The following is a 19446-nucleotide window of genomic DNA, read 5'->3' as shown; positions in this document are numbered from 1 at the left end:
CGGGGAGCCGACGGGTGATCGGTCGCTCGGGACCGTACCACTCGACACGTGTCCATGCACCTGCCCACCCCGCGGGGCGTGGGCGGTCAGTGCACCCCGGGCAGATCGTCGCTGGAGGCGAACAGTCGCCGGTGTTCCCCGTGGATACGGCCGGTCACCCACCACGCGATCTCCACCAGCACGACACCGACCAGACCGATCAGCAGGGCCCCGGTCGTCGCGGCCACGTTCGACGGATCGAGCTTGAAGAACTCGCGGGTGAAGGAGAATCCGAAGAGGACGACGTACCCGAGGACCGAGCCCACGATCAGCACGATCTTCCACCACGTGTAGGGACGGGCGACCACCGCGAGCACCCACAACGCGATCATGATGAGCGTGATGAGCGCGGTCGTGCCGGCCTGCTCCACCTGCTGCTCGGTCGCATCCGGACCCGCGTACGCGAGCAGGTACGACACGTACGTCGCGATGCCGATGATGACGCCGGACGGAATCGCCAACCGCATGACGCGCGACACGAACCCGGTCCGGGCCCGCTCGTTGTTCGGGGCGAGCGACAGGATGAACGCCGGGATGCCGATCGTGAACCACGCGGCGATCGTCACGTGCCGCGGCAGGAACGGGTACGGCAGCGGATCGAAGTCGAAGATCTGCGCCACCACGCCGGACACGCCGATGAGGAATGCCAGCAGCACCGAGTACACGGTCTTGGTCAGGAAAAGGTTCGAGACGCGCTCGATGTTGCCGATAACCCGGCGGCCCTCGCCGACGACGTACGGCAGCGTTGCGAACTTGTTGTCCAGCAGCACGATCTGCGCCACCGCACGCGTCGCGGGGCTACCCGATCCCATCGCGACCCCGATGTCGGCGTCCTTGAGCGCCAGCACGTCGTTGACGCCGTCGCCGGTCATCGCGACGGTGTGTCCGCGAGACTGCAGCGCCCCCACCATCGCCCGCTTCTGGTCCGGGCGCACCCGGCCGAACGTGGTGGCCTCGTCGAGGGTGTCGGCCAGCTCCTCGGGATCCTCCGGCAGCTTGCGGGCATCGATCGCGTTGTCGCCGCCGGGCAGCCCGAGCGACGTCGCGACGGCGCCCACCGAGACCGCGTTGTCGCCGGAGATGACCTTGACGTCCACCTTCTGGCTCGCGAAGTACTCGAGGGTCTCGCGGGCGTCGGGGCGGACCTTCTGATCGAGGATCACCAGCGCGCGCGGCGTCACGGCGCCGGGGGCGTCGGGCGCATCGACGGGGCGGTCACTGCTGCCGAGCAGCAGCACCCGCAGCCCCTGGGCGCCCACCTCCTCGGCCTGCCGGGCCATGTCGCTGTCCGGATCGAGCAGGACGTCGGGGGCGCCGAGCAACCAGTTGCCGTTGTTGCCGTACGACTGGCCGCTCCACTTCTTGGCGGACGAGAACGGCGCCACCGCGGTGGGCTCCCACCCGGGATCGTCGGACAGGGCCTCACGGATCGCGAGCATGCTCGCGTTGGGACGCGGGTCGTCGGCGGCCATCGCGGCGAGCGCGCGAGCGGCCTGCGCGTCGTCGGGCTTGGCGGTGCGCAGCTCCGCGAGCTTCATGCCGTTCTCGGTGAGGGTGCCGGTCTTGTCGGCGCACACGACATCGACGCGGGCCAGGCCTTCGATGGCAGGCAGTTCCTGCACGAGGCACTTGCGCTGACCGAGGCGGACCACGCCGACGGCGAACGCGATCGAGGTCATCAGCACCAGACCCTCGGGGACCATCGGCACCAGCGCGGCCACCATGCCGTTGAGGGCCGGGCCGAGCGCCTGGCCGCTCGAGAACAGCTGGTTGTAGATGATCAGCAGACCCGCCGGGATCATCAGGTAGGTGATGAACTTGAGGATCTTGTCGATGCCGGAGCGCAGTTCGGAGTGCACCAGCGTGAACTTGCTGGCCTCCTCGGCGAGCTTGGCGGCATACGCCTCGCGCCCCACCTTGGTCGCCCGGTACGCGCCGCTGCCGGCGACGACGTAGCTGCCGGACAGCACCTGCGCACCGATCGGCTTGTGTACGGCGTCGGCCTCGCCGGTGAGCAGCGACTCGTCGACCTCGAGCGCCGACGCCTCCACCACCACCCCGTCCACGACGATCTGGTCGCCCGGACCGAGTTCGATGATGTCGTCGAGCACCACGTCCTTCGGTGCGACGGGCGCGGCCGTACCGTCGCGGCGGACCACCGGTTTGGCCTGACTGACGATCGCCAGCTGGTCGAGTGTTCGTTTGGCCCGGATCTCCTGGATGATGCCGATCCCGCTGTTGGCGATGATCAGCAGACCGAACATTCCGTCGATGATCGACCCGGTCGACAGCACGATGATCAGCAGAACACCGAGAATCGCATTGATCCGGGTGAACACGTTTCCCCGGACGATGTCCTTGACCGAGCGGCTGGCCCGGTCCGGAACATCGTTGGTCTGCCCGTTCGCGACCCGCTGCGCCACCTCGTCGGCGGTGAGGCCGTTCTCGATGTGCCGGGGATCGGTGTCCAGGGTGCCGACTGCGCCGCCGTCGGCCGGATCGTCCGTTGCCATGACACGAAGGCTATTCCAACTGCCCGGCGACACGACGGAAGGTCCGCGGTCCTGCCGCGTTCGGGGGCATGCTGGGCCCATGACGATGCGCGAGCAGGTGTCACTCACGTCCGGCGCCGATTTCTGGCACACGCACACTCCGCCGGTCCCGGGATTGCCGGCGATCATGCTCACGGACGGCCCGCACGGCGTCCGGAAACAGGCGGCGACCGGAGCCGGTTACTCCCCGGAGTCCGTGCCCGCGACGTGCTTCCCCACCGCGTCCGCGCTCGCGGCCACGTGGGACGTCGAACTGCTCGAGGAGGTGGGCGTCGCGCTCGGCACCGAGGCGCGCACCGAGGGCGTGAGCGTGCTGCTGGGGCCGGGAGCCAACATCAAGCGCAGCGCGCTGTGCGGGCGGAACTTCGAGTACTTCTCGGAGGATCCCTTCCTGTCGTCCCGTATGGCGGCGGCCTGGATCCGCGGCGTCCAGTCCACCGGCGTCGGGGCGTCGCTCAAGCACTTCGCGGTCAACAACCAGGAGTTCCGGCGCTACAGCGTCGACGCCGTCGTCGACGCCCGCGCGCTGCGGGAGATCTACCTCGCCGGCTTCGAGCACGCCGTGGTCGACGCCCGTCCCGCCACCGTCATGGCCGCGTACAACCGGGTCGGCGGCACCCATTGCGCCGAGAACCGCTGGTTGCTCACCGAGGTCCTGCGCGAGCAGTGGGGGTTCGACGGACTGGTGGTCTCCGACTGGGGCGCGGTCACTCGGCGCTCGCGCTGCCTGGCGGCGGGCCTCGACCTCGAGATGCCCGGCTACGGTGGGCTCGGCGACGACGACGTGCTCGCGACGGTGGGCGCCGGGGAACTGGATCCGGCCGCCGTGGCCCGCGCCGCCGAGGCCGTGACGCGCCTGATCGAACGGACGGAGGCCGCCCGGACCGCCGCTCCCGGGTACGACGAGGCCGCACACCACGCGCTCGCGCGGCGCGCGGCCGAGGCGGGCACCGTGCTGCTGCGGAACGACGGCGTCCTGCCGTTGGCCGCGGCGCAGGTCGCGATCGTCGGCGAGTTCGCGAAGCAGCCGCGATACCAGGGCGCGGGCAGTTCCGGCATCACCCCGCACCGTCTCGACGATGCGTGGACCGATCTCGTCGAACATCTCGGCGCCGAACGGCTCACCTACGCCCCGGGCTACCGGCGTGCGTCGGGACGGACCGACGCGGCGCTGCTCGACGAGGCGCGAGCTGTCGCGCGGGACGCCGACGTCACGGTGGTGTTCGCGGGGCTGCCCGACAGTTACGAGACCGAGGGTGTCGACCGTGCGGACCTGAAGCTGCCGGAGGGCCACGACGCGCTGATCGCCGCGGTCGCCGAGGTGTGCCCGCGGGTGGTGGTGGTGCTCGCCAACGGGGCGCCGGTGACGATGCCGTGGCACGACGACGTGGCCGCGATCGTCGAGTGCTATCTGGGCGGGCAGGCCGCGGGCAGCGCGATCGCCCGGATTCTCACCGGCGACGCCGAGCCGGGCGGGCGGCTCGCGGAGACGTTCCCGCTGCACACGTCGGACAACCCGGTGCACGTGTGGCCCGCCGGGCCGTCGGTGGTGGAGTACCGCGAGAGCATCTACGTCGGCTACCGCTACTACGACGCCGCCGAACTCGACGTCCGGTACCCGTTCGGGCACGGGCTGAGCTACACGACGTTCGCGTGGACCGAACTCGAAGTCGCCGACGTGTTCGACAGCACCTCCGAAGACACCGAGCAGCGCCTCGACGTCTCGGTGCGCGTCACCAACACCGGCGACCGTCCCGGCAGCGAGGTCGTGCAGGTCTACGTGCGGGATGTCGAATCCACGGTGTTCCGGCCCGACCAGGAACTGGCATCCTTCGCGAAGGTGTTCCTGGCGCCCGGGGAATCCCGACGCGTCACGCTTCACGTGGACCGTCGAGCGTTCTCGTTCTGGGACACCACGATCGACGACTGGTCGATCGAATCGGGAGACTTCGAGATCCGGGTCGGAGCATCGTCACGCGACATCCGGCAGTCGGCGACGGTGACCCTCACGTCGGACCGGTCCGGTTTCGACGCCGGGCCACTCGCCTACCACGGTTCACCGGTCTTCGAACGCGCTGCCTTCGCGGAGCTGTACGGAGAACCACTGCCCGACAACGTTGTCGACGCACCACGCCATTACAGCGTCGACACCACTCTCGCGGACATCCGGCACCCGGCCGCCGCGCTGCTGACACGAGCGATGCGGCGCAAGGTCGCGGCGACGGCGCCCGCGCTCGACGAGGACGATCCGCTGTCGCGGCTGATCGAGCGATCGTTGCAGGAGTTGCCGCCGCGGATGCTGCCGATGCTCACGCAGGGTGGAGTCACTCCCGCGGCGGCGCAGGCGTTCGTCGACATCTGCAACGGGCACACCGTCCGCGGCGGGTGGGCCCTGGTGGCGGCGCTGCGACGGAAGTGAGTGCGCCGCTCAGCCCAGCGCCTCCCACCACGGCTTCTGCTCGGGTGGGCGCAACGCGTCGACCCGCTGACCCACCATCGGGATCGCCATCGCCACCTCCGCGGCGGTCGCCGCGTCGACCAGGCGGGTGATCGGCTCCCCCCACGGATGGAACGCGAGGTTGAACGTGGCCCAATGGATGGGGATGAGCAGCGCCCCGGCCACATCCAGGTGCGTTCGCACCGCCTCCTCGGGGTTCATGTGGATGTCGGGCCAGCGCTCGTCGTAGGCACCCACCGGCAACAGCGTGACGTCGAACGGCCCGTACGCCCGGCCGAGATCGGCGAAACGCGGCGTGTACCCGGAGTCGCCCCCGAAGAACACCCGGTGTCGCGGTCCGGCGATCACCCACGACGACCACAGCGTCGTGTCGCGGGCCAACCCACGGCCCGAGAAGTGCCGAGCCTCCGTGCACGTCAGCACCAGCCCGTTCACCTCGGCCGACTCGTCCCAGTCGAGTTCGACGATGCGGTCGCTCGGGACGTTCCACCGGCGCAGGTGGGCCCCCACCCCGATCGGCACCACGAAGACCGTGTCCTGCGTGCGTGCGAGCCCGGTGACGGTCGCCTGGTCGAGGTGGTCGTAGTGGTCGTGCGAGATGACGACGGCGTCGATCGGCGGCAGATCGGCCAGCGCCATCGGAACCGGATGCATCCGGGCCGGACCGACGACCGCGGACGGTGAGACCCGTTCGCTCCATACGGGATCGGCGAGCACGCGGCGTCCGTCGATCTCGAGCAGCACGCTCGAGTGACCGAACCAGGTGACGGCCAACTCCCCGGCCTCGGCCGGCGCCAGTGGTGTTGCGAGCGGGATCGCCCGGCGTGGCCGCCCGACGTCGCCGCGCGTGAGGAACGCCTTGGCGAGGCCGGACTGGGAGCCGGCCGGTAGCGACGAACTGGGGTCGGAGTTGTGAAAACGGCTGTCGCGGTACCGCGGTGAGGACTCTGCGTACGGCTCGATCGCCGCCCGTGAGGCGCCGAGCGCGGGGAGCGTCCCCCACGCGGCGCGGGCCACCCAGCCGGCCCCCGCGGCGGCCGCCGCAACCAGCACTCCCCTGCCGATCATCGTCCGCCCCACTTCCCTATCGCCCCCGGAATTCGGGGACGCGCTTCTCGATTCGCGCGGCTCGCGCCTCCTGCGCGTCTTCGCTGCCCCATGCTGCGTACAGCGCGGCGAGTTGTTCCTCGGTCTGCGGCTCGCGGGTTCCGTCGTCGTTGAAGACGAGCTTGAGGTGGCGCAGCGACAGCGGAGCGAGCTCCGAGATCGTGCGCGCCCATTCCTGCGCGGTCACGAGGTCACCGAACTTGTTGGCCAGCCCGCGCGCGAAAGCCTCTTCCGCCGAGATGGTCTCGGCGCCGAGCAGCATGGTCCGGGCCGGGCCGCCGCCGACGAGGGACACCAGACGCCGCACCGTCCACTTGTCGACGGTGATGCCGAGTTTCGCCGCGGGGACCCCGAACCGCGCCTCGGGGCTCACGACCCGCAAGTCGGCAGCGAGCGCCAACTGGGTGCCGGCGCCGATCGCGGGCCCGTTGACGGCCGCGATGACCGGAACGGGGATCGAGTCGATCGTGTGCAGCATGCCGAGCAGGTGGTCGGTGAAGCCCTCCGCGTAGACGTCGCCGGACAGGTCCGCTCCCGCACAGAACGCGGTGCCCTGCCCGGTCAGCACGATCGCGCGCGCCTCGTCCGCGACGGCCTTCTCGAGAGCTTCCCGCAGTTCGATGCACAATGCAGCGCTGAGGGCGTTGCGCCGCTCCGGACGCTGCAGCTCGAGCGTGACTACGTGGCCGTCACGGCTGGTCCCGATCATGTGGGTCCACTCGCTTTCTCGGGTGCGGGCCCCGTCCCTGCTGACGGCCCCGGCGGATGCGATCCGAACAGTACCTGTAACGCAACATCCACAGACACGCCGAGTTCGGGGAACAACCGGTACCTCGGCAGCGTTGCGGCAGATTCAGGCTATACAGATCGGAGCAGCATGGACACCGAGCTCGACGTCGTGGTCATCGGGGCCGGGCAAGCAGGGCTGTCCGCCGCGTACCACCTGCGCCGATCGGGACTCGAGCCGGAGAATCAGTTCGTGGTGCTCGACCATGCGCCCGGTCCGGGCGGGGCGTGGCAGTTCCGCTGGCCGTCGCTCACCCTGCAGACCGTCAACGGTGTCCACGACCTCCCCGGGATGCCCTTCGCCGAGACGCTCGGTCCCGATGTCGACTCCGTACGGGCCGCCGACGCAGTCCCCCACTACTACGGGCTCTACGAGAAACGATTCGAGTTGCCGGTCCACCGCCCGGTACACGTGCCGGTGGTGTGCGATCGCGGCGAGCGGCTCGCGGTGGAGACGCCGGACGGGACGTATCTGACCCGCGGGCTCGTCAACGCCACCGGAACCTGGGAGCGGCCGTTCGTCCCCTCGGTGCCCGGCGCCGAACGATTCGAGGGACGTCAACTGCACACCCGCGACTATCGCGGCGCCCAGGAGTTCGAGGGCCGGCACGTGATCGTGGTCGGCGGCGGCATCTCGGCGGTGCAACTGCTCGACGAGATCTCGTGCGTCACGACCACTACATGGGTGACGCGTCGCGAGCCCCGGTTCCGGGAGGAGCCGTTCACGCCCGAGATCGGACGCGCGGCCGTCGCCCTCGTCGAGGATCGAGTTCGACGCGGTCTGCCGCCGGGCTCGGTCGTCTCGGTCACCGGGCTGCCGGTCACGCCCGCCATCCGGGCCGCGCGCGAACGCGGAGTCCTGCACCGGCTCCCGAGGTTCTCCGAGATCACCGAAACCGGCGTCCGCTGGGCCGACGGCACCGAACGACGCGCCGACGTCATCCTGTGGTGCACGGGTTTTCGGTCGTCGCTCGACCATCTCGCGCCGCTGCGGCTACGCGGTCCCGGCGGAGGCATCACGATGACCGGTCGCCTGGCGACGCAGGTCGCCGGCGACGCACGCGTGCACCTCGTGGGGTACGGCCCGTCGGCGTCGACGATCGGCGCCAACCGCGCCGGCCGCGCCGCGGCACGGGAGTTGACCCAGTTCCTGAAGCAGTGACGCGGATCAGCCCTGGCCGTCGACCTTCACGATCGGCGGCATCTCGTAGCTGCCGTCCAACACCGCCTTGTTCGGGATGTACATCCGCAGCAGCGGCCGGAAGGGCCCGGCCGGTGTCGGCAACCAGTTGGCCCGCGCCACCGGATCGGCCGGCTCGGTAGCGCTCAACGTCAGTGTCAGCGAGCCGTTGTCGTCGTACACGAGCCCCGGCGTGCGGTCGCCGATCGAGTACCGCTCGATCGGGTTCGACACCAGATAGAAGTGCGGCATGCTGTACATCGTGATCGACCAGAACGCCTCCACCGGTGGTGGCGACGCGAACGTGATCGCGTAGGTGTGCTCCCCGGTGAGCTGCGCGCCCGTCGCATCGGTGTAGATCTGGCTGTACGCGGCCTCGTAGCCGTGATTACCCCACAACCCGCCCATCGCCGCGGCCGCACGGACGCCGATCGCCTTCCGTCGATCCTCGATGCGCCATTCCGGACTGTCGAGAGTGCCGATTTCGAAGAAGTCGTCGTTGTAGTCGAAGATGTGGAACGCCTGATGCCAGCCGTTGACGACGGTCGCGTCCGAACCGGACTTCAGCGCCTGTTCGATCCGCGCCCGCCCCTGCGCGGCGCCCTCGACGAGAATCTTCGCCAGCGCCGGATCGGGATTCACGTACGGTGACGATCCCGATTCGAGCAAGCCGAGCGGCGCGAAGGCCTGCTGCAGTGCGATGTCCCGGGGTGCCGGAGGGAACGCCTGCAGATAGAGCCGCAGCCTCTCCCAGAACGCGAGTTCCTCGGGCACCGCCGGATCGGGCTCCGGTAGACCCTCCGGATCCTTGGTCACCAAGGGCGTCAGCGCGATCCGGTCCTGCAGGTCCCGCACCCGGTCGATGTCGTCGGGTCCGTCGCACGCCCACCTGCCGACGATGGACACGATGCGCGTCGAGCAGTGCACCGCCGTCGCATCGGACGGCAACTCGCCCGGCCATCCCGGTGGAACCAGAACGTAGCGACCAGCTTTCGTTCCGGTTGCCCGCTTCCCGATGTAAGCGAAGTTGTTGGTCCACGCGTCCACGAACTGCAGCACGAAGTACGCATCCGCAGTGTCGGGCACGTCGAGGATCAGCGGACCGACGCTCAGATCGAGTTGTGCCATCGAGTAGATGGTGTCGTTGTTGATCGAGACGAACGTGTCGTCCGGTCCCGCGAGCCCGTCGGCGTGACTGAACGAATTGAACGGCGCCGCAGAATTCGCCCCGACTCCGGTGGTCACGAAACGTTCCACCTGAGACAGATTGAAGACCGGAGCGAATCCGTAAACGAACGCGCTCACGGCCGATTCGACAGTGACTGCCGAATCCGAACCTACTGCCGAATCTCCACTCGGGTGGGTCATGCGGCCATTTCACCATCACGACCGGACCCGCGCTCGCGATACGGAAAGATTCGGTTCATCATGGTCTGGTGACCGATCTTCCCGAGTGGGCATCCGCCCTCGATCTCGCCCCTCACCCCGAGGGCGGCTGGTATTGCGAAACCTGGCGGAGCGACATCGAGTTACCCGGCGTGGCGCTGCCGAACATGTTCGGTGGGGCACGCTCGGCGGGGACCGCGATCCTGTTCCTGCTCGAACCCGGGCAGCAGTCCGCGTGGCACACGGTGCGCGGCACGGAGATCTGGTTGTACCACCGCGGCAGCCCGATACTGCTCGAGATCGGCGGCGACGGCGACAACCCGGACGCGATCACGACACACGTAGTTGGACCGGATATTTCGGCCGGCCAGACGCCGCAGGTGATCGTGCCGCCCTGCGCGTGGCAGCGAGCGCGGCCGATGGAGGACGAGGCCGGTCTCGTCAGCTGCATCGTGGTCCCCGGCTTCGACTTCGCAGACTTCCGCGTCGAAGGCCAGGAGTATCCGATGCCGTCGCCGGCGCAGTTCTGAGGGTGTCGGAACACCGCCCCGCCACAGGAGGACGTCGCTCGATCTCCTGTGGGGGGCTCGACGACTATCCTGGCGACGAGCCGGCCGCCGAGCTGCGGGCCGAACCCGCCGGCAGCGTCGTCTCCGGCTATCCGATCGCGGCGAGCCCGGCAAGAGTCGCCGAGCAGGCGTTCGCGACCTCCTGGCCCTTCTTGTCGAAGTGCGCGGTGAAGAACGCGTCGTGATCGAGATGCTCGTGGAAGTGATGCGGAGTGAGCACCGCGGAAAACACCGGCACGTCGGTGTCGAGCTGGACACGCATGAGACCGTCGATCACCGCGGATGCGACGAACTCGTGACGGTAGATACCACCGTCGACCACCAGACCGGCCGCAACCACCGCAGCGAAGCGCCCGGTGCGCGCGAGTCGCTGGGCATGCAGGGGGATCTCGAACGCCCCGGGCGTCTCGAAGAACTCGATCCCGGCCGGGTCGTGCCCCAACTCGCTCCACCGCGCCACGAAAGCGTCACGTGCGCGGTCGACGATGGACCGATGCCAAGTGGACTGGACAAACGCGATGTTCATACCCGCGATCCTAGGCTCTCGGGTCCCGTGGTCAGCCTCGGCGGGCGATTCGAGCGGACGGAAGGCCCGAAAGCGCTGCACCCTTGACTCGAACATCAGTTCGAACTAGGCTCGTGTCATGAATCCGGGGGGACTCAACAATTCGGGCATCGCAGTCGCTTCGCTGCGGCCTGGCGACGTGGGATCGCTCGCCGAAGCGGTTCTACTGCAGGGCATGGCCGACGTTTGCCGTGAGATCGAACGGCTCCAAGCGTTGCGGGTAGCGATGGCCGCCGAAGTCGATGCGCGTGCGGTCTCGTTCGACACCCTCGGATTTCGTAGCGTCAAGCAGTGGTTGGCCGCGAACTCACTGTTGGAGGTACCGGCCGCAGCACGGATCCTCGCGTTGGGCCGAATGCTGAGCCGGCAGCCCGAGATCGCCGACGCCTTCAACGCCGGAGATGTATCGGCCGAGCATGCGGCGTTGATCGGGAAGTTCTGCGAAACCCCGCCGCGCGGCATGCCCGTGGAAGCGTTGGATGCGTGCCGGAAAGTGTTGCTGGACGCCGCATCCGGTCCCGCCGCGACCACCACGACCGTCCGCACCTGCATCTCCCGGCTCGAGCGGATCTTCGAATCCGACGAACTCCCACCCAGCGAAGACACCGAACGCAACGAATTCCACGCCTCGAAAACACTGAACGGACGCGTCGCGGTCAAAGGTGACCTCGACGCCGTCACCGGCGAGATGCTGTTGACCGCACTGTCCGCGTTGACCAAACCCGGGAAGCCGGTCGAGGACCCCGCCGAAAAACGCACCCCGGCACGGCAGCGAGCGGACGCGTTCTCCGAGATCCTGCGCCGCTACCTCGACTCCGGCGACGCCCCGATCGAGGGCGGCGAGCGGCCCCACCTGTCACTCCATGTGAACGCCGCCGACCTCGCCCGCAGCCAGTCGGCTCACGAGTGGGTGAATCCAGACGGCGGGTCGGACCTGTTCGGCGACAACGACATCGCACACCTACCCCACACCGGGCCACTGTCCATCGCGACCGCCCGCAGGCTCGCGTGCGACTGCCACCTCACACCCATCGTCATGGACGACGGCGTCCCCCTGAATCTGGGCCGGACGAGCAGGACCGTGTCGAAGAAACAACGCCGGGCGTTGATCGCCCGCGACCACGGCTGCGCCTTCCCCGGCTGCGGCGCACCACCCGCACACTGCGAAGGCCACCACATCAAGCACTGGGCGGACGGCGGACCCACCGACCTCGACAACCTCGTCCTACTCTGCCGCTACCACCACACCTTGCTGCACCACAGCCACTGGGAAGTCCACATAGGCCCGGACAGAAAGCCGTGGTTCACACCACCATCCACCGTTGACCCCTACAAGAAACCCATCCCCGCCCACAACCGGGCGGGACCACACGCCGCATGACGCTGCGGCCGACACCCCCTCGGGAAGGGGTGCCGGCCAAAGCGGGCCGGTCAGGCCCGCGACGGAGGCGCGCCGCGACCCCCGCAGGTCACGACTCGGCGAGCGCCGCCAGCCACAAGCGGATCGTCACCCGAAAGCGTTGGGTGCTCGGCGTCGATCCGCCGGCGAGCACCGACCGAGACCCGTACACGGAGTCGAACACCAACCCCTCCAGCAAGCTGATCAGGTCGTGCGCCGCCGAGTCCGGATCGCTTGCACCGAGCGCCTCCAGCAACCCGGTCGCCTTCTTCACCGAGAAGAGGCAGCCCGCCAGCGCGGGGCGAAGCTCCTCGTCATCGGCGGCATCGACAGCCAAGGCGTAACGCGCCAGCACATCCCGCCGCCGACCGGTCAGCAGCAACACGATCTGGTCGGCCATGAGATCAGCGGCGCCCTCGACCGAGACGCCGCCGACGCCCGCGCCGTACGCCTCGGCGAACGCAGCCCGCGACCGCTCGGTCAGGCGTCGAACCGCGGCACCCACCAGCGCGTCGCGCGTCCGGAAGTAGTACGACGTCGACCCTTTCGCCAGGCTCAGACGTCGGTCGATCGCCTGATGGGTGACGGCGTGGTTGCCGCCCTCTGCGGCGAGATCGAGAGCGGCCTCGCAAATCGATTCGCGCCGCGACGGACGGTGACTCATGTCTCGATATTGCCAGACTCTACGATGATAGAGTCCAGGCATGCGATGGCCGAGACGCTCGTCCCGCTCGACGACACTGCGGGTACCCGTCGAAGCATTCGACGACGCGGCGTACCGGCAGGGCTACACGATCGACTCCGCCCAGCGGCAGGCAATCTCTCGACTGTGCGAAACGGCCGGCCGCGGCGTCTACCTGTGGGGTCCGGTCGGCCGAGGCAAGAGTTGGCTCATGGCAACTTATTTCGCGGCGTTGCCCACCACCTGCAAGAGACGTGTGCACTTCCACGAGTTCTTCCGTGAACTGCATGCCGAGATTCGTCGACACCGGAACGATCTGGATGCGGCGCTCGACACCATCCTCGATGGCGTCCATGTCCTGTGCTTCGACGAGTTCCACGTCCACGACGTCGCCGACGCGAAGTTCGTCGAACGTCTGCTCCCTGCCCTCTTCGCCCGGAACATCGCCCTCGTCGTGACCTCGAACTATCCCCCGCCCCGCCTACTGCCGAATCCCCTGTTCCACGACATCTTCGTGCCGACGATCGAGTTGATCGAGCAGTCGCTGGACGTTGTCGCCGTCGATGGGCCGCGGGACTATCGAGCCACGTCGGATCACCTCTCCGGCTTCGCGTCGGGCCGATGGGTGGTGCGCGGCGCCACCGACCCACTGGCCGCGCTGGGGCTCGAGCCCCCGGCACCGGACGAACGGTCCACGCTGGTTCCGTGCGGACATCCGCTGGTCGCACTGCGCGCGGAGGCTCACTGCCTGTGGTTCGACTTCGAGGACCTGTGCGAGCGCACCACCGCGCCGGCGGACTACCTGAAGCTTGCCGCGGAGTTCGACCGATGGGTCGTCAGTGGCATTCCCGATCTGGCGCATGCGGGTCGCGAAGCGGCGCAACGGTTCGCGAACCTGATCGACGTCCTGTACGACCGGGACGTCGAAACCACGTTCGTGGCCGACCTACCCATCGAAGCACTCGTGGCCGAGGGACGCCGTCCGGTCGACATCGACCGAATCATGAGCAGACTCGGGCAGCTGCAACGAGTCGGTACCGCCTGAGCGAAACGAGACTCGAAACCCGGAAGGCGCAGCCGACCAGTGGTCGGCTGCGCCTTCCGTGAGAACGGAGCCCTCGTCAGTGGCCGGTACTCACCGACTCCCCGTCGACACCCGCCGGCACGGCCTGCTCGGTCGGACCCTTGCGCGGATTGACGAAGAACATCACCGCGACGAAACCGACCAGAAGCGCTGCCGCCGGCAGCATCGCCGACTGGGACATCGCGGTGGAGAACGGCTCACGCACCATCTCCGGAAGCTGACCCACGTGCGAGCCCTCGCCGACCTTCGCACCTCCGCCGACGCCGAGCGTCGACAGTTCGGCGGTGATCCGCGACGTCATGAGCGCGCCCATCGCGGCGCTACCGAGGACGGCGCCGACCTGACGGGTGGTGTTGTAGACGCCCGAGCCGGCACCGACGTGCATGGGCGGCAGGTTCCGCGTCGCGGTGGCGGCCAGCGGTGCCCAGATGAATGCGTTGGACGCACCGATGATCGCCATCGGCAACAGGATCTGCCATACCGGGGTGGTCGGGGTGAGCCTCGTGGCCAGCCATGCGGTCGCGAGGGCGAACACGAGGAAACCGGGGCCGGCGATCATCCGCGGGTGCGCCTTGTCGACGAGGCGTCCGACGAACGGCGCGAGGATGCCGGTGACGATCGCCATCGGCGCCATCAACAGTGCCGAACGCGTCGGCGACAGTCCCGTCACACTCTGCGCGTAGAACATGAACGGCAGCATCACACCGGTGATGGAGAAGCCCATCGCGGCGATACCGACGTTGGCGACGGAGAAGTTGCGGTCCTTGAACAGGCCCAGCGGTACCAGCGGCTCGTTGCGGTTGACCTTCTGCCACCACACGAACACACCCATCACGACGAGGCCGCCGGCGATCAGGCCCCACGCGCGCGCATCCCAGTCGTACGAGTTGCCTTCCTGCAGCCCGAAGACGATGCAGAACAGGCCGATCGCGCTGAGCGCGACTCCGATCATGTCGAACTTGTGGTTGTTCGTCGGCAGCGACGGGACCAGGCGCCACGCGAGCAGGAAGCCGACCACGCCGACGGGCACGTTGACGAAGAAGATCCACTGCCAGCCGAGGTTGTCCAGCAGCACACCGCCGAGGATCGGCCCCACCAGCGTCGCGACACCGGCCACCGAGCCCCACAGGCCCATGGCGGTTCCGCGCTTGTCGGGCGGGAAGATCCGGGTGATGACGGCCATCGTCTGCGGGGTCATCATGGCCGCGCCGAGGCCCTGGAAGACGCGCGCGACGATGAGCATCTCGACGCCACCGGACAGACCACACCACAGCGATGCGAGCGTGAACACGACCAGACCGATCAGGTACATGTTCTTGGGGCCGAACCGGTCGCCGAGACGTCCGGTGACGAGCAACGGCACCGCGTACGCGAGCAGGTAGGCGCTCGTGACCCAGATGACCGCGTTGACGTCGGCGTTCAGTTCCGCGGTGATGACCGGGTTGGCGACGGCGACGATGGTGCTGTCGACGAGGATCATGAAGAAGCCCAGGCACAGGGCCCACAGGGCCGGCCAGGGCCGTACTTCGGTTTTCATGCGTTGCCCTTCTGATGTGCGAGCCGTGTGGATTCGAGGTGTTCTTCGGTGACCCAGGGAATCTCGCCACTGCGGACGCGGTCGACGAAGGCGCGCAGCCAGTCCACTTCGGCCTGTGCCATCGCCCGGGTGTAGGAGAACGGGATGGTGAACAATTCCGGCACCTCGCGGGCGAACTCCGCCAGGTCGTCGAGGGCGGAGAGTTCGCCGGCGAGCGCTGCTATGCGCTGCTCCAGCAACGCGAGCGCTTCGACGGATTCCAGGTTGTGCAGTTCGGCGAGGCCGAGGGTGAACCGCGGGTACTCGGGAGTGGGAGCGGCGACGGTGTCGGAGACCCACTGCCGCATCGCGGCGCGTCCCGCGGACGTGATCTCGTAGATCGTCCGTTCCGGCCGGTTGCCCTGCCGGTCGGTACCCGACGCGAGCACCAGTCCGTCCCGCTCGAGGCGCTCGACCGTGTGGTACAGCGACCCCGGACGCACCTTGACCACGCGATCCTTGCGGCGGGTGGTCAACAGCTGAAACATCTCGTAGGGGTGCATCGGCCGCTCGAACAGCAGCGCGAGCACCGAGACGCCCAACGGTGTGACGGAGCGCGGCAACATTCCTCACCCCCACTTCCACGCCGTATATTCCACGTGGAATATACGGCCGGGAGTGGAGTGCGGGCAATCACGTTCGCCGCCTGTGACGAGTACCACCGGAACCCGGAAGGTCAGCCGAACTCCACCGGGTCGGGCCCGAGGCGGCCGTCCGGGGAATCCAGCGAGGCGATCGCGAACATGTCGTCGGCCGTCAGTTCGAAGTCGAAGACGTCGAAGTTGCTCGCGATCCGCTCGGGCGTCACCGACTTGGGAATCACCACGTTCCCCAGCTGGATGTGCCAGCGCAGGATCACCTGCGCGGGCGTGCGCCCGTGCGCGTCGGCGATCTCGCGGATCGTCGGGTTCGTGAGCGTGGTGCCCTGCCCGAGCGGACTCCACGCCTCGGTGACGATGCCCATGTCGGCGTGCACGGAACGCAAGTGCGCCTGCGCGAAGTCCGGATGCAGCTCGATCTGGTTGAGCACCGGGGTCTCCCCCACCGCCTCGACCAGGCGTTCGAGGTTCTCGGCGGTGAAGTTCGAGACACCGATCGACCGGATCCGACCGTCCGCCTTCAACTGCTGGAAGGCCTTGAACGTGTCGACGTAGCGGTCCTGCGCGGGCACCGGCCAGTGGATGAGATAGAGGTCGAGGTAGTCGAGGCCGAGTCGGGCGAGGCTGTCGTCGAACGCCCGCAGAGTCGAGTCGTAGCCCTGATCGGAGTTCCACAGCTTGGTGGTGACGAACAGGTCCTCGCGGGCGACACCGGAATCAGCCAACGCGCGGCCGGTCCCGGTCTCGTTCTCGTAGATGCGGGCGGTGTCGATGCTGCGGTAGCCGACGCGTAGCGCCTCACCGACCGCGTCGTACGCCTGGTCGTCCGACACCTGGAACACCCCGAAGCCAAGTTGCGGAATCGTGTTGCCGTCGTTCAGTTCGACGGCCGGTACGGAACTGATGGAGGTCATCTCCAGGGCAACCGCGGCGACGCCCCGACATGTTCCCGCCGTCCCAGAACGTGGACCCCGGCGGCGCCCGTTGCGTGGTGCTCGACTGCGGGCCTACGTTCGTTCCAGGTGGTCGGATCTCCGGAAAGGGACGGCCGATGAACCTCGGGTACCGGTTGGCGTATCGGGCGGGCTTCACCCCGTGGGAGAAGGCCGGCCGGGCGATCTTCGCGGAGCAGTTGAACCACCTGCTCGACGCCGTCGCCGTCCCCGGCGAGGCGGCGGCCCGGGCTCTCGACCTCGGTTGCGGAACCGGTGACCACTCGATCGAGCTGGCGAAGCGGGGGTGGTCGGTGACCGCCGTCGACTCCGTGCCGCTCGCGATCGAACGGGCCCGCGCGAAGCTGCCCGTGGCCGGCGCGGACGTGAGGTTCGTACTCGGCGACGTCACGCATCTGCCCGCCTACGTCGACGACCACTACACCTTCGCCCTCGATGTCGGTTGCTTCCACGGCCTCACCGACGAATGCCGCGTCGCCTACGGCCGGGGCCTCACCGCGGTGACGGCACCGGGCGCCCGGTTGCTGATGTTCGCGTTCTCGCCCGGGCGGCGCGGACCACTGCCCCGAGGTTCGTCCCGGCGCGACGTCGAGCAGGCGCTGGCCGGGTGGGAGGTCGTCGGTGACGACGCCATGGACACCGGTAGCGCGCCCGGTCTCCTCGCACGGGCCGAACCACGGTTCTACCGCCTGGTCCGCAACTGACGGAGCGGACCACCACATCGTCGATGTGGTGGGCCGCTCCGAGTCGATCCGTCAGGCGTCGACGGTCCGTTCCGCAGCGTCGTGCGCGGCGATGTAGCCGAACACCAGACCCTGGCCGATCGTCGCGCCGGCGCCCGGGTAGGTGTGACCGAACGCGTTGGCCGCGGTGTTGCCGATCGCGTACAGACCCTCGACCGGGCTGCCGTCCTCGCGCACCACGCGCGCCCGCTCGTCGGCCTGGACACCACCGCAGGTGCCGAGGTCGCTGAGCGTCATCTTCACCGCGTACAGCGATCCGCCGGTCAGCGGCCGCAGGTTCGGGTTCGGCTGCTGGGTGGGGTCGCCGTAGTAGCGGTCGTAGGCGCTCTGGCCGCGCTGGAACTCGCTGTCGGTGCCCGTCGCCGCGTCCTCGTTGAACTTGCGGAACGTCTCCGTGAACGCATCCTCGGGCAGGCCGGCCTTGCGGGCCAGCTCGGCCGGGGTGGACGCCTGGTGGGCGATGCCCGCCTTGTACCAGGACTCCGGCAGCGGCTGACGCGGGAACAGCCCGGCCGCGAAGATGTAGCTGTTGCGGTACTTCTGGTCGAACACGATCCACTGCGACTCGATCGGGTCGCCGGCGCGCTCGCGCTCGAGAACCTTCTGGCCGTAGGACATGTAGTCGATGGACTCGTTGATGAACCGACGACCGGTGTGGTCGACGATGAACGAGCCGGGCAGCGAACGCTCGGCGAGCATCACCGTCGGCGGACGACCCGGCAGCGCTGCCACGGCGGGGAACCACCACGACTGGTCCATCAGGTCGGTCGTGGCGCCGACTTCCTGGGCGATCCGGATCGCGTCGCCGGTGTTGCCCTCCGCACCGAGGCTCTCGTGCTCGCCGAGGCTCTCCGACTGGTACTTGTGCCGCATCGCCATGTCGTGGTCGAAACCACCGGCCGCGAGCACCACACCGCGACGCGCGGTCACGGTGACCTCACGGTCGCCCTGCGTGACGACGGCGCCGGTGACCCGATCGCCCTCGGTGACCAAGCGCACCAGCGACGTCTCGGTCCAGACCGGGATCCCGGCGCGGACCACACCCGCGAACAGACCCGCGGCGAGCGCCTGGCCGCCGGCCATGTACTCGCGACGCAGCGCGAGGCCGCCGACGCCCTGGGCGAGACGCTTGACGACGCGCGGGATGCCCTTCTGGGGCACGCGCGCCATGAGGTTCATCCACTTGTAGTCGGCGCCCGTGGTGGGCATCGGCATCGGGGCCTCCATCAGGCCCGGACGCAGACGCGGCCGCTCCGGTCCGAGGATCGAGGCGTCGAACGGACGGCATTCACAGGTGCGGCCGATCGCCGATCCGCCAGGCAGTTCGGGGTGGTAGTCCGAGTAGCCCTCGGCCCAGAAGAACTTCATCGGCGTCGTGCGCTGCAGCAGTTCGACGGTGGCGGCCGAGTTGTCGACGAACGCCTTGCCGCGTTCGGCGGGTGCGGTGCCGCCGACGACGGCGCTGACGTAGGTCTGCGCCCGCTCGTGGGAGTCACCGGCGTTCGCCTCACGGAGGATCGGGTTGTCGGGCAGCCAGAAGGCGCCGCCCGAACGTGCCGTCGATCCGCCCACGTACTTCGTCTTCTCGACGATGAGGGTGGACAGTCCCAGCTCCTTCGCCGCAAGTGCTGCGGCCATTCCGGTGCCGGCGCCGACGACCAGCAGGTCGACGGTGATGTCGCGCGCGGTGGGTGTGACCGCGGCAGGACTGGTGGCCATGAAAACTCCTTCGCCTGGTTGTGGGAGCACGCTAGGTAGGTCCGGCGCG

General features: G+C 68.6%; 16 protein-coding genes. 6 read left to right on the top strand and 10 right to left on the bottom strand.

The window, feature by feature from the left end; genetic code table 11:
• Window positions 1-86: 86 nt before the first annotated feature.
• Complete coding sequence (locus tag C7H75_RS06100) at window positions 87-2552, bottom strand: HAD-IC family P-type ATPase (protein WP_005514962.1); 2466 nt, start codon at window positions 2550-2552, stop codon at window positions 87-89.
• Window positions 2553-2631: 79 nt separating this feature from the next.
• On the opposite strand from C7H75_RS06100, the gene C7H75_RS06095 reads away from it, so the two are divergent.
• Complete coding sequence (locus C7H75_RS06095) at window positions 2632-5010, top strand: glycoside hydrolase family 3 C-terminal domain-containing protein (RefSeq protein ID WP_106851099.1); 2379 nt, start codon at window positions 2632-2634, stop codon at window positions 5008-5010.
• 9 nt (window positions 5011-5019) lie between these two features.
• Here the strand turns inward: C7H75_RS06095 and C7H75_RS06090 are convergent, their stop codons facing one another.
• Both C7H75_RS06090 and C7H75_RS06085 read right to left on the bottom strand, forming a co-directional pair.
• Complete coding sequence (locus tag C7H75_RS06090) at window positions 5020-6117, bottom strand: MBL fold metallo-hydrolase (RefSeq protein ID WP_037085556.1); 1098 nt, start codon at window positions 6115-6117, stop codon at window positions 5020-5022.
• A 16-nt stretch (window positions 6118-6133) separates the two neighbouring features.
• Window positions 6134-6865, bottom strand: coding sequence for an enoyl-CoA hydratase (locus C7H75_RS06085; protein WP_005514965.1), 732 nt, complete (start codon window positions 6863-6865; stop codon window positions 6134-6136).
• Window positions 6866-7033: 168 nt separating this feature from the next.
• Between C7H75_RS06085 and C7H75_RS06080 the strand changes: the two genes are divergently transcribed.
• The gene (locus tag C7H75_RS06080) at window positions 7034-8104 is read left to right on the top strand and encodes an NAD(P)-binding domain-containing protein (RefSeq protein ID WP_106851098.1); all 1071 of its coding nucleotides are present in this window, start codon (window positions 7034-7036) and stop codon (window positions 8102-8104) included.
• A 6-nt stretch (window positions 8105-8110) separates the two neighbouring features.
• Here the strand turns inward: C7H75_RS06080 and C7H75_RS06075 are convergent, their stop codons facing one another.
• A complete protein-coding gene (locus tag C7H75_RS06075) occupies window positions 8111-9490 on the bottom strand; it encodes a DUF1254 domain-containing protein (protein WP_064079693.1) in 1380 nt (459 codons plus the stop codon).
• Between the two features lie 68 nt (window positions 9491-9558).
• On the opposite strand from C7H75_RS06075, the gene C7H75_RS06070 reads away from it, so the two are divergent.
• Complete coding sequence (locus C7H75_RS06070) at window positions 9559-10038, top strand: cupin domain-containing protein (RefSeq protein ID WP_064077099.1); 480 nt, start codon at window positions 9559-9561, stop codon at window positions 10036-10038.
• A 127-nt stretch (window positions 10039-10165) separates the two neighbouring features.
• Here the strand turns inward: C7H75_RS06070 and C7H75_RS06065 are convergent, their stop codons facing one another.
• On the bottom strand, window positions 10166-10603 hold the full coding sequence (locus tag C7H75_RS06065) for a 6,7-dimethyl-8-ribityllumazine synthase (protein WP_022594424.1): 438 nt from the start codon (window positions 10601-10603) through the stop codon (window positions 10166-10168).
• Between the two features lie 118 nt (window positions 10604-10721).
• Here C7H75_RS06065 and C7H75_RS06060 point away from each other — a divergent pair, with 118 nt between their 5' ends.
• Window positions 10722-12023, top strand: a complete 1302-nt coding sequence (locus tag C7H75_RS06060) for an HNH endonuclease signature motif containing protein (RefSeq protein ID WP_106851097.1) — start codon at window positions 10722-10724, stop codon at window positions 12021-12023.
• A gap of 88 nt (window positions 12024-12111) precedes the next feature.
• Here the strand turns inward: C7H75_RS06060 and C7H75_RS06055 are convergent, their stop codons facing one another.
• On the bottom strand, window positions 12112-12705 hold the full coding sequence (locus tag C7H75_RS06055) for a TetR/AcrR family transcriptional regulator (protein WP_106851096.1): 594 nt from the start codon (window positions 12703-12705) through the stop codon (window positions 12112-12114).
• 40 nt (window positions 12706-12745) lie between these two features.
• On the opposite strand from C7H75_RS06055, the gene zapE reads away from it, so the two are divergent.
• Window positions 12746-13768 carry a cell division protein ZapE gene (gene zapE / locus C7H75_RS06050; RefSeq protein ID WP_106851095.1) on the top strand — a complete coding sequence of 341 codons (1023 nt, stop codon included), beginning with the start codon at window positions 12746-12748 and terminating at the stop codon, window positions 13766-13768.
• A 76-nt stretch (window positions 13769-13844) separates the two neighbouring features.
• On the opposite strand, the gene C7H75_RS06045 is transcribed toward zapE, so the two are convergent.
• From C7H75_RS06045 to C7H75_RS06035, 3 genes are all read right to left on the bottom strand, one after another.
• Window positions 13845-15344 (bottom strand): DHA2 family efflux MFS transporter permease subunit, encoded by a 1500-nt coding sequence (locus C7H75_RS06045; protein WP_022594420.1) that lies wholly within the window; start codon window positions 15342-15344, stop codon window positions 13845-13847.
• A complete protein-coding gene (locus tag C7H75_RS06040; protein ID WP_022594418.1) occupies window positions 15341-15949 on the bottom strand; it encodes a PadR family transcriptional regulator in 609 nt (202 codons plus the stop codon). The genes C7H75_RS06045 and C7H75_RS06040 overlap by 4 nt, the downstream gene beginning before the upstream one ends.
• A gap of 110 nt (window positions 15950-16059) precedes the next feature.
• Window positions 16060-16896 carry an aldo/keto reductase gene (locus C7H75_RS06035; RefSeq protein WP_106851094.1) on the bottom strand — a complete coding sequence of 279 codons (837 nt, stop codon included), beginning with the start codon at window positions 16894-16896 and terminating at the stop codon, window positions 16060-16062.
• Between the two features lie 137 nt (window positions 16897-17033).
• Here C7H75_RS06035 and C7H75_RS06030 point away from each other — a divergent pair, with 137 nt between their 5' ends.
• The gene (locus C7H75_RS06030) at window positions 17034-17639 is read left to right on the top strand and encodes a class I SAM-dependent methyltransferase (protein WP_041673931.1); all 606 of its coding nucleotides are present in this window, start codon (window positions 17034-17036) and stop codon (window positions 17637-17639) included.
• Between the two features lie 51 nt (window positions 17640-17690).
• Here C7H75_RS06030 and C7H75_RS06025 read toward each other — a convergent pair whose 3' ends face one another.
• Complete coding sequence (locus tag C7H75_RS06025) at window positions 17691-19397, bottom strand: 3-ketosteroid-delta-1-dehydrogenase (RefSeq protein ID WP_005515019.1); 1707 nt, start codon at window positions 19395-19397, stop codon at window positions 17691-17693.
• Between the last annotated feature and the right edge of the window lie 49 nt (window positions 19398-19446).

The organism is Rhodococcus (subgen. Prescottella) equi (assembly GCF_003013675.1).
GTDB classification, from domain to species: domain Bacteria; phylum Actinomycetota; class Actinomycetes; order Mycobacteriales; family Mycobacteriaceae; genus Prescottella; species Prescottella equi.
Note: the sequence above shows the minus strand (reverse complement) of the source record. Positions and strands in the feature narration are given on the sequence as shown.

Coding starts and splice junctions, on each gene's coding strand:
- C7H75_RS06075 (WP_064079693.1), bottom strand. CDS start 9,490: ATGACCCACCCGAGTGGAGATTCGGCAGTAGGTTCGGATTCGGCAGTC.
- C7H75_RS06055 (WP_106851096.1), bottom strand. CDS start 12,705: ATGAGTCACCGTCCGTCGCGGCGCGAATCGATTTGCGAGGCCGCTCTC.
- zapE (WP_106851095.1), top strand. CDS start 12,746: ATGCGATGGCCGAGACGCTCGTCCCGCTCGACGACACTGCGGGTACCC.
- C7H75_RS06065 (WP_022594424.1), bottom strand. CDS start 10,603: ATGAACATCGCGTTTGTCCAGTCCACTTGGCATCGGTCCATCGTCGAC.
- C7H75_RS06025 (WP_005515019.1), bottom strand. CDS start 19,397: ATGGCCACCAGTCCTGCCGCGGTCACACCCACCGCGCGCGACATCACC.
- C7H75_RS06040 (WP_022594418.1), bottom strand. CDS start 15,949: ATGTTGCCGCGCTCCGTCACACCGTTGGGCGTCTCGGTGCTCGCGCTG.
- C7H75_RS06095 (WP_106851099.1), top strand. CDS start 2,632: ATGACGATGCGCGAGCAGGTGTCACTCACGTCCGGCGCCGATTTCTGG.
- C7H75_RS06085 (WP_005514965.1), bottom strand. CDS start 6,865: ATGATCGGGACCAGCCGTGACGGCCACGTAGTCACGCTCGAGCTGCAG.
- C7H75_RS06035 (WP_106851094.1), bottom strand. CDS start 16,896: ATGACCTCCATCAGTTCCGTACCGGCCGTCGAACTGAACGACGGCAAC.
- C7H75_RS06030 (WP_041673931.1), top strand. CDS start 17,034: ATGAACCTCGGGTACCGGTTGGCGTATCGGGCGGGCTTCACCCCGTGG.
- C7H75_RS06090 (WP_037085556.1), bottom strand. CDS start 6,117: ATGATCGGCAGGGGAGTGCTGGTTGCGGCGGCCGCCGCGGGGGCCGGC.
- C7H75_RS06045 (WP_022594420.1), bottom strand. CDS start 15,344: ATGAAAACCGAAGTACGGCCCTGGCCGGCCCTGTGGGCCCTGTGCCTG.
- C7H75_RS06080 (WP_106851098.1), top strand. CDS start 7,034: ATGGACACCGAGCTCGACGTCGTGGTCATCGGGGCCGGGCAAGCAGGG.
- C7H75_RS06060 (WP_106851097.1), top strand. CDS start 10,722: ATGAATCCGGGGGGACTCAACAATTCGGGCATCGCAGTCGCTTCGCTG.
- C7H75_RS06100 (WP_005514962.1), bottom strand. CDS start 2,552: ATGGCAACGGACGATCCGGCCGACGGCGGCGCAGTCGGCACCCTGGAC.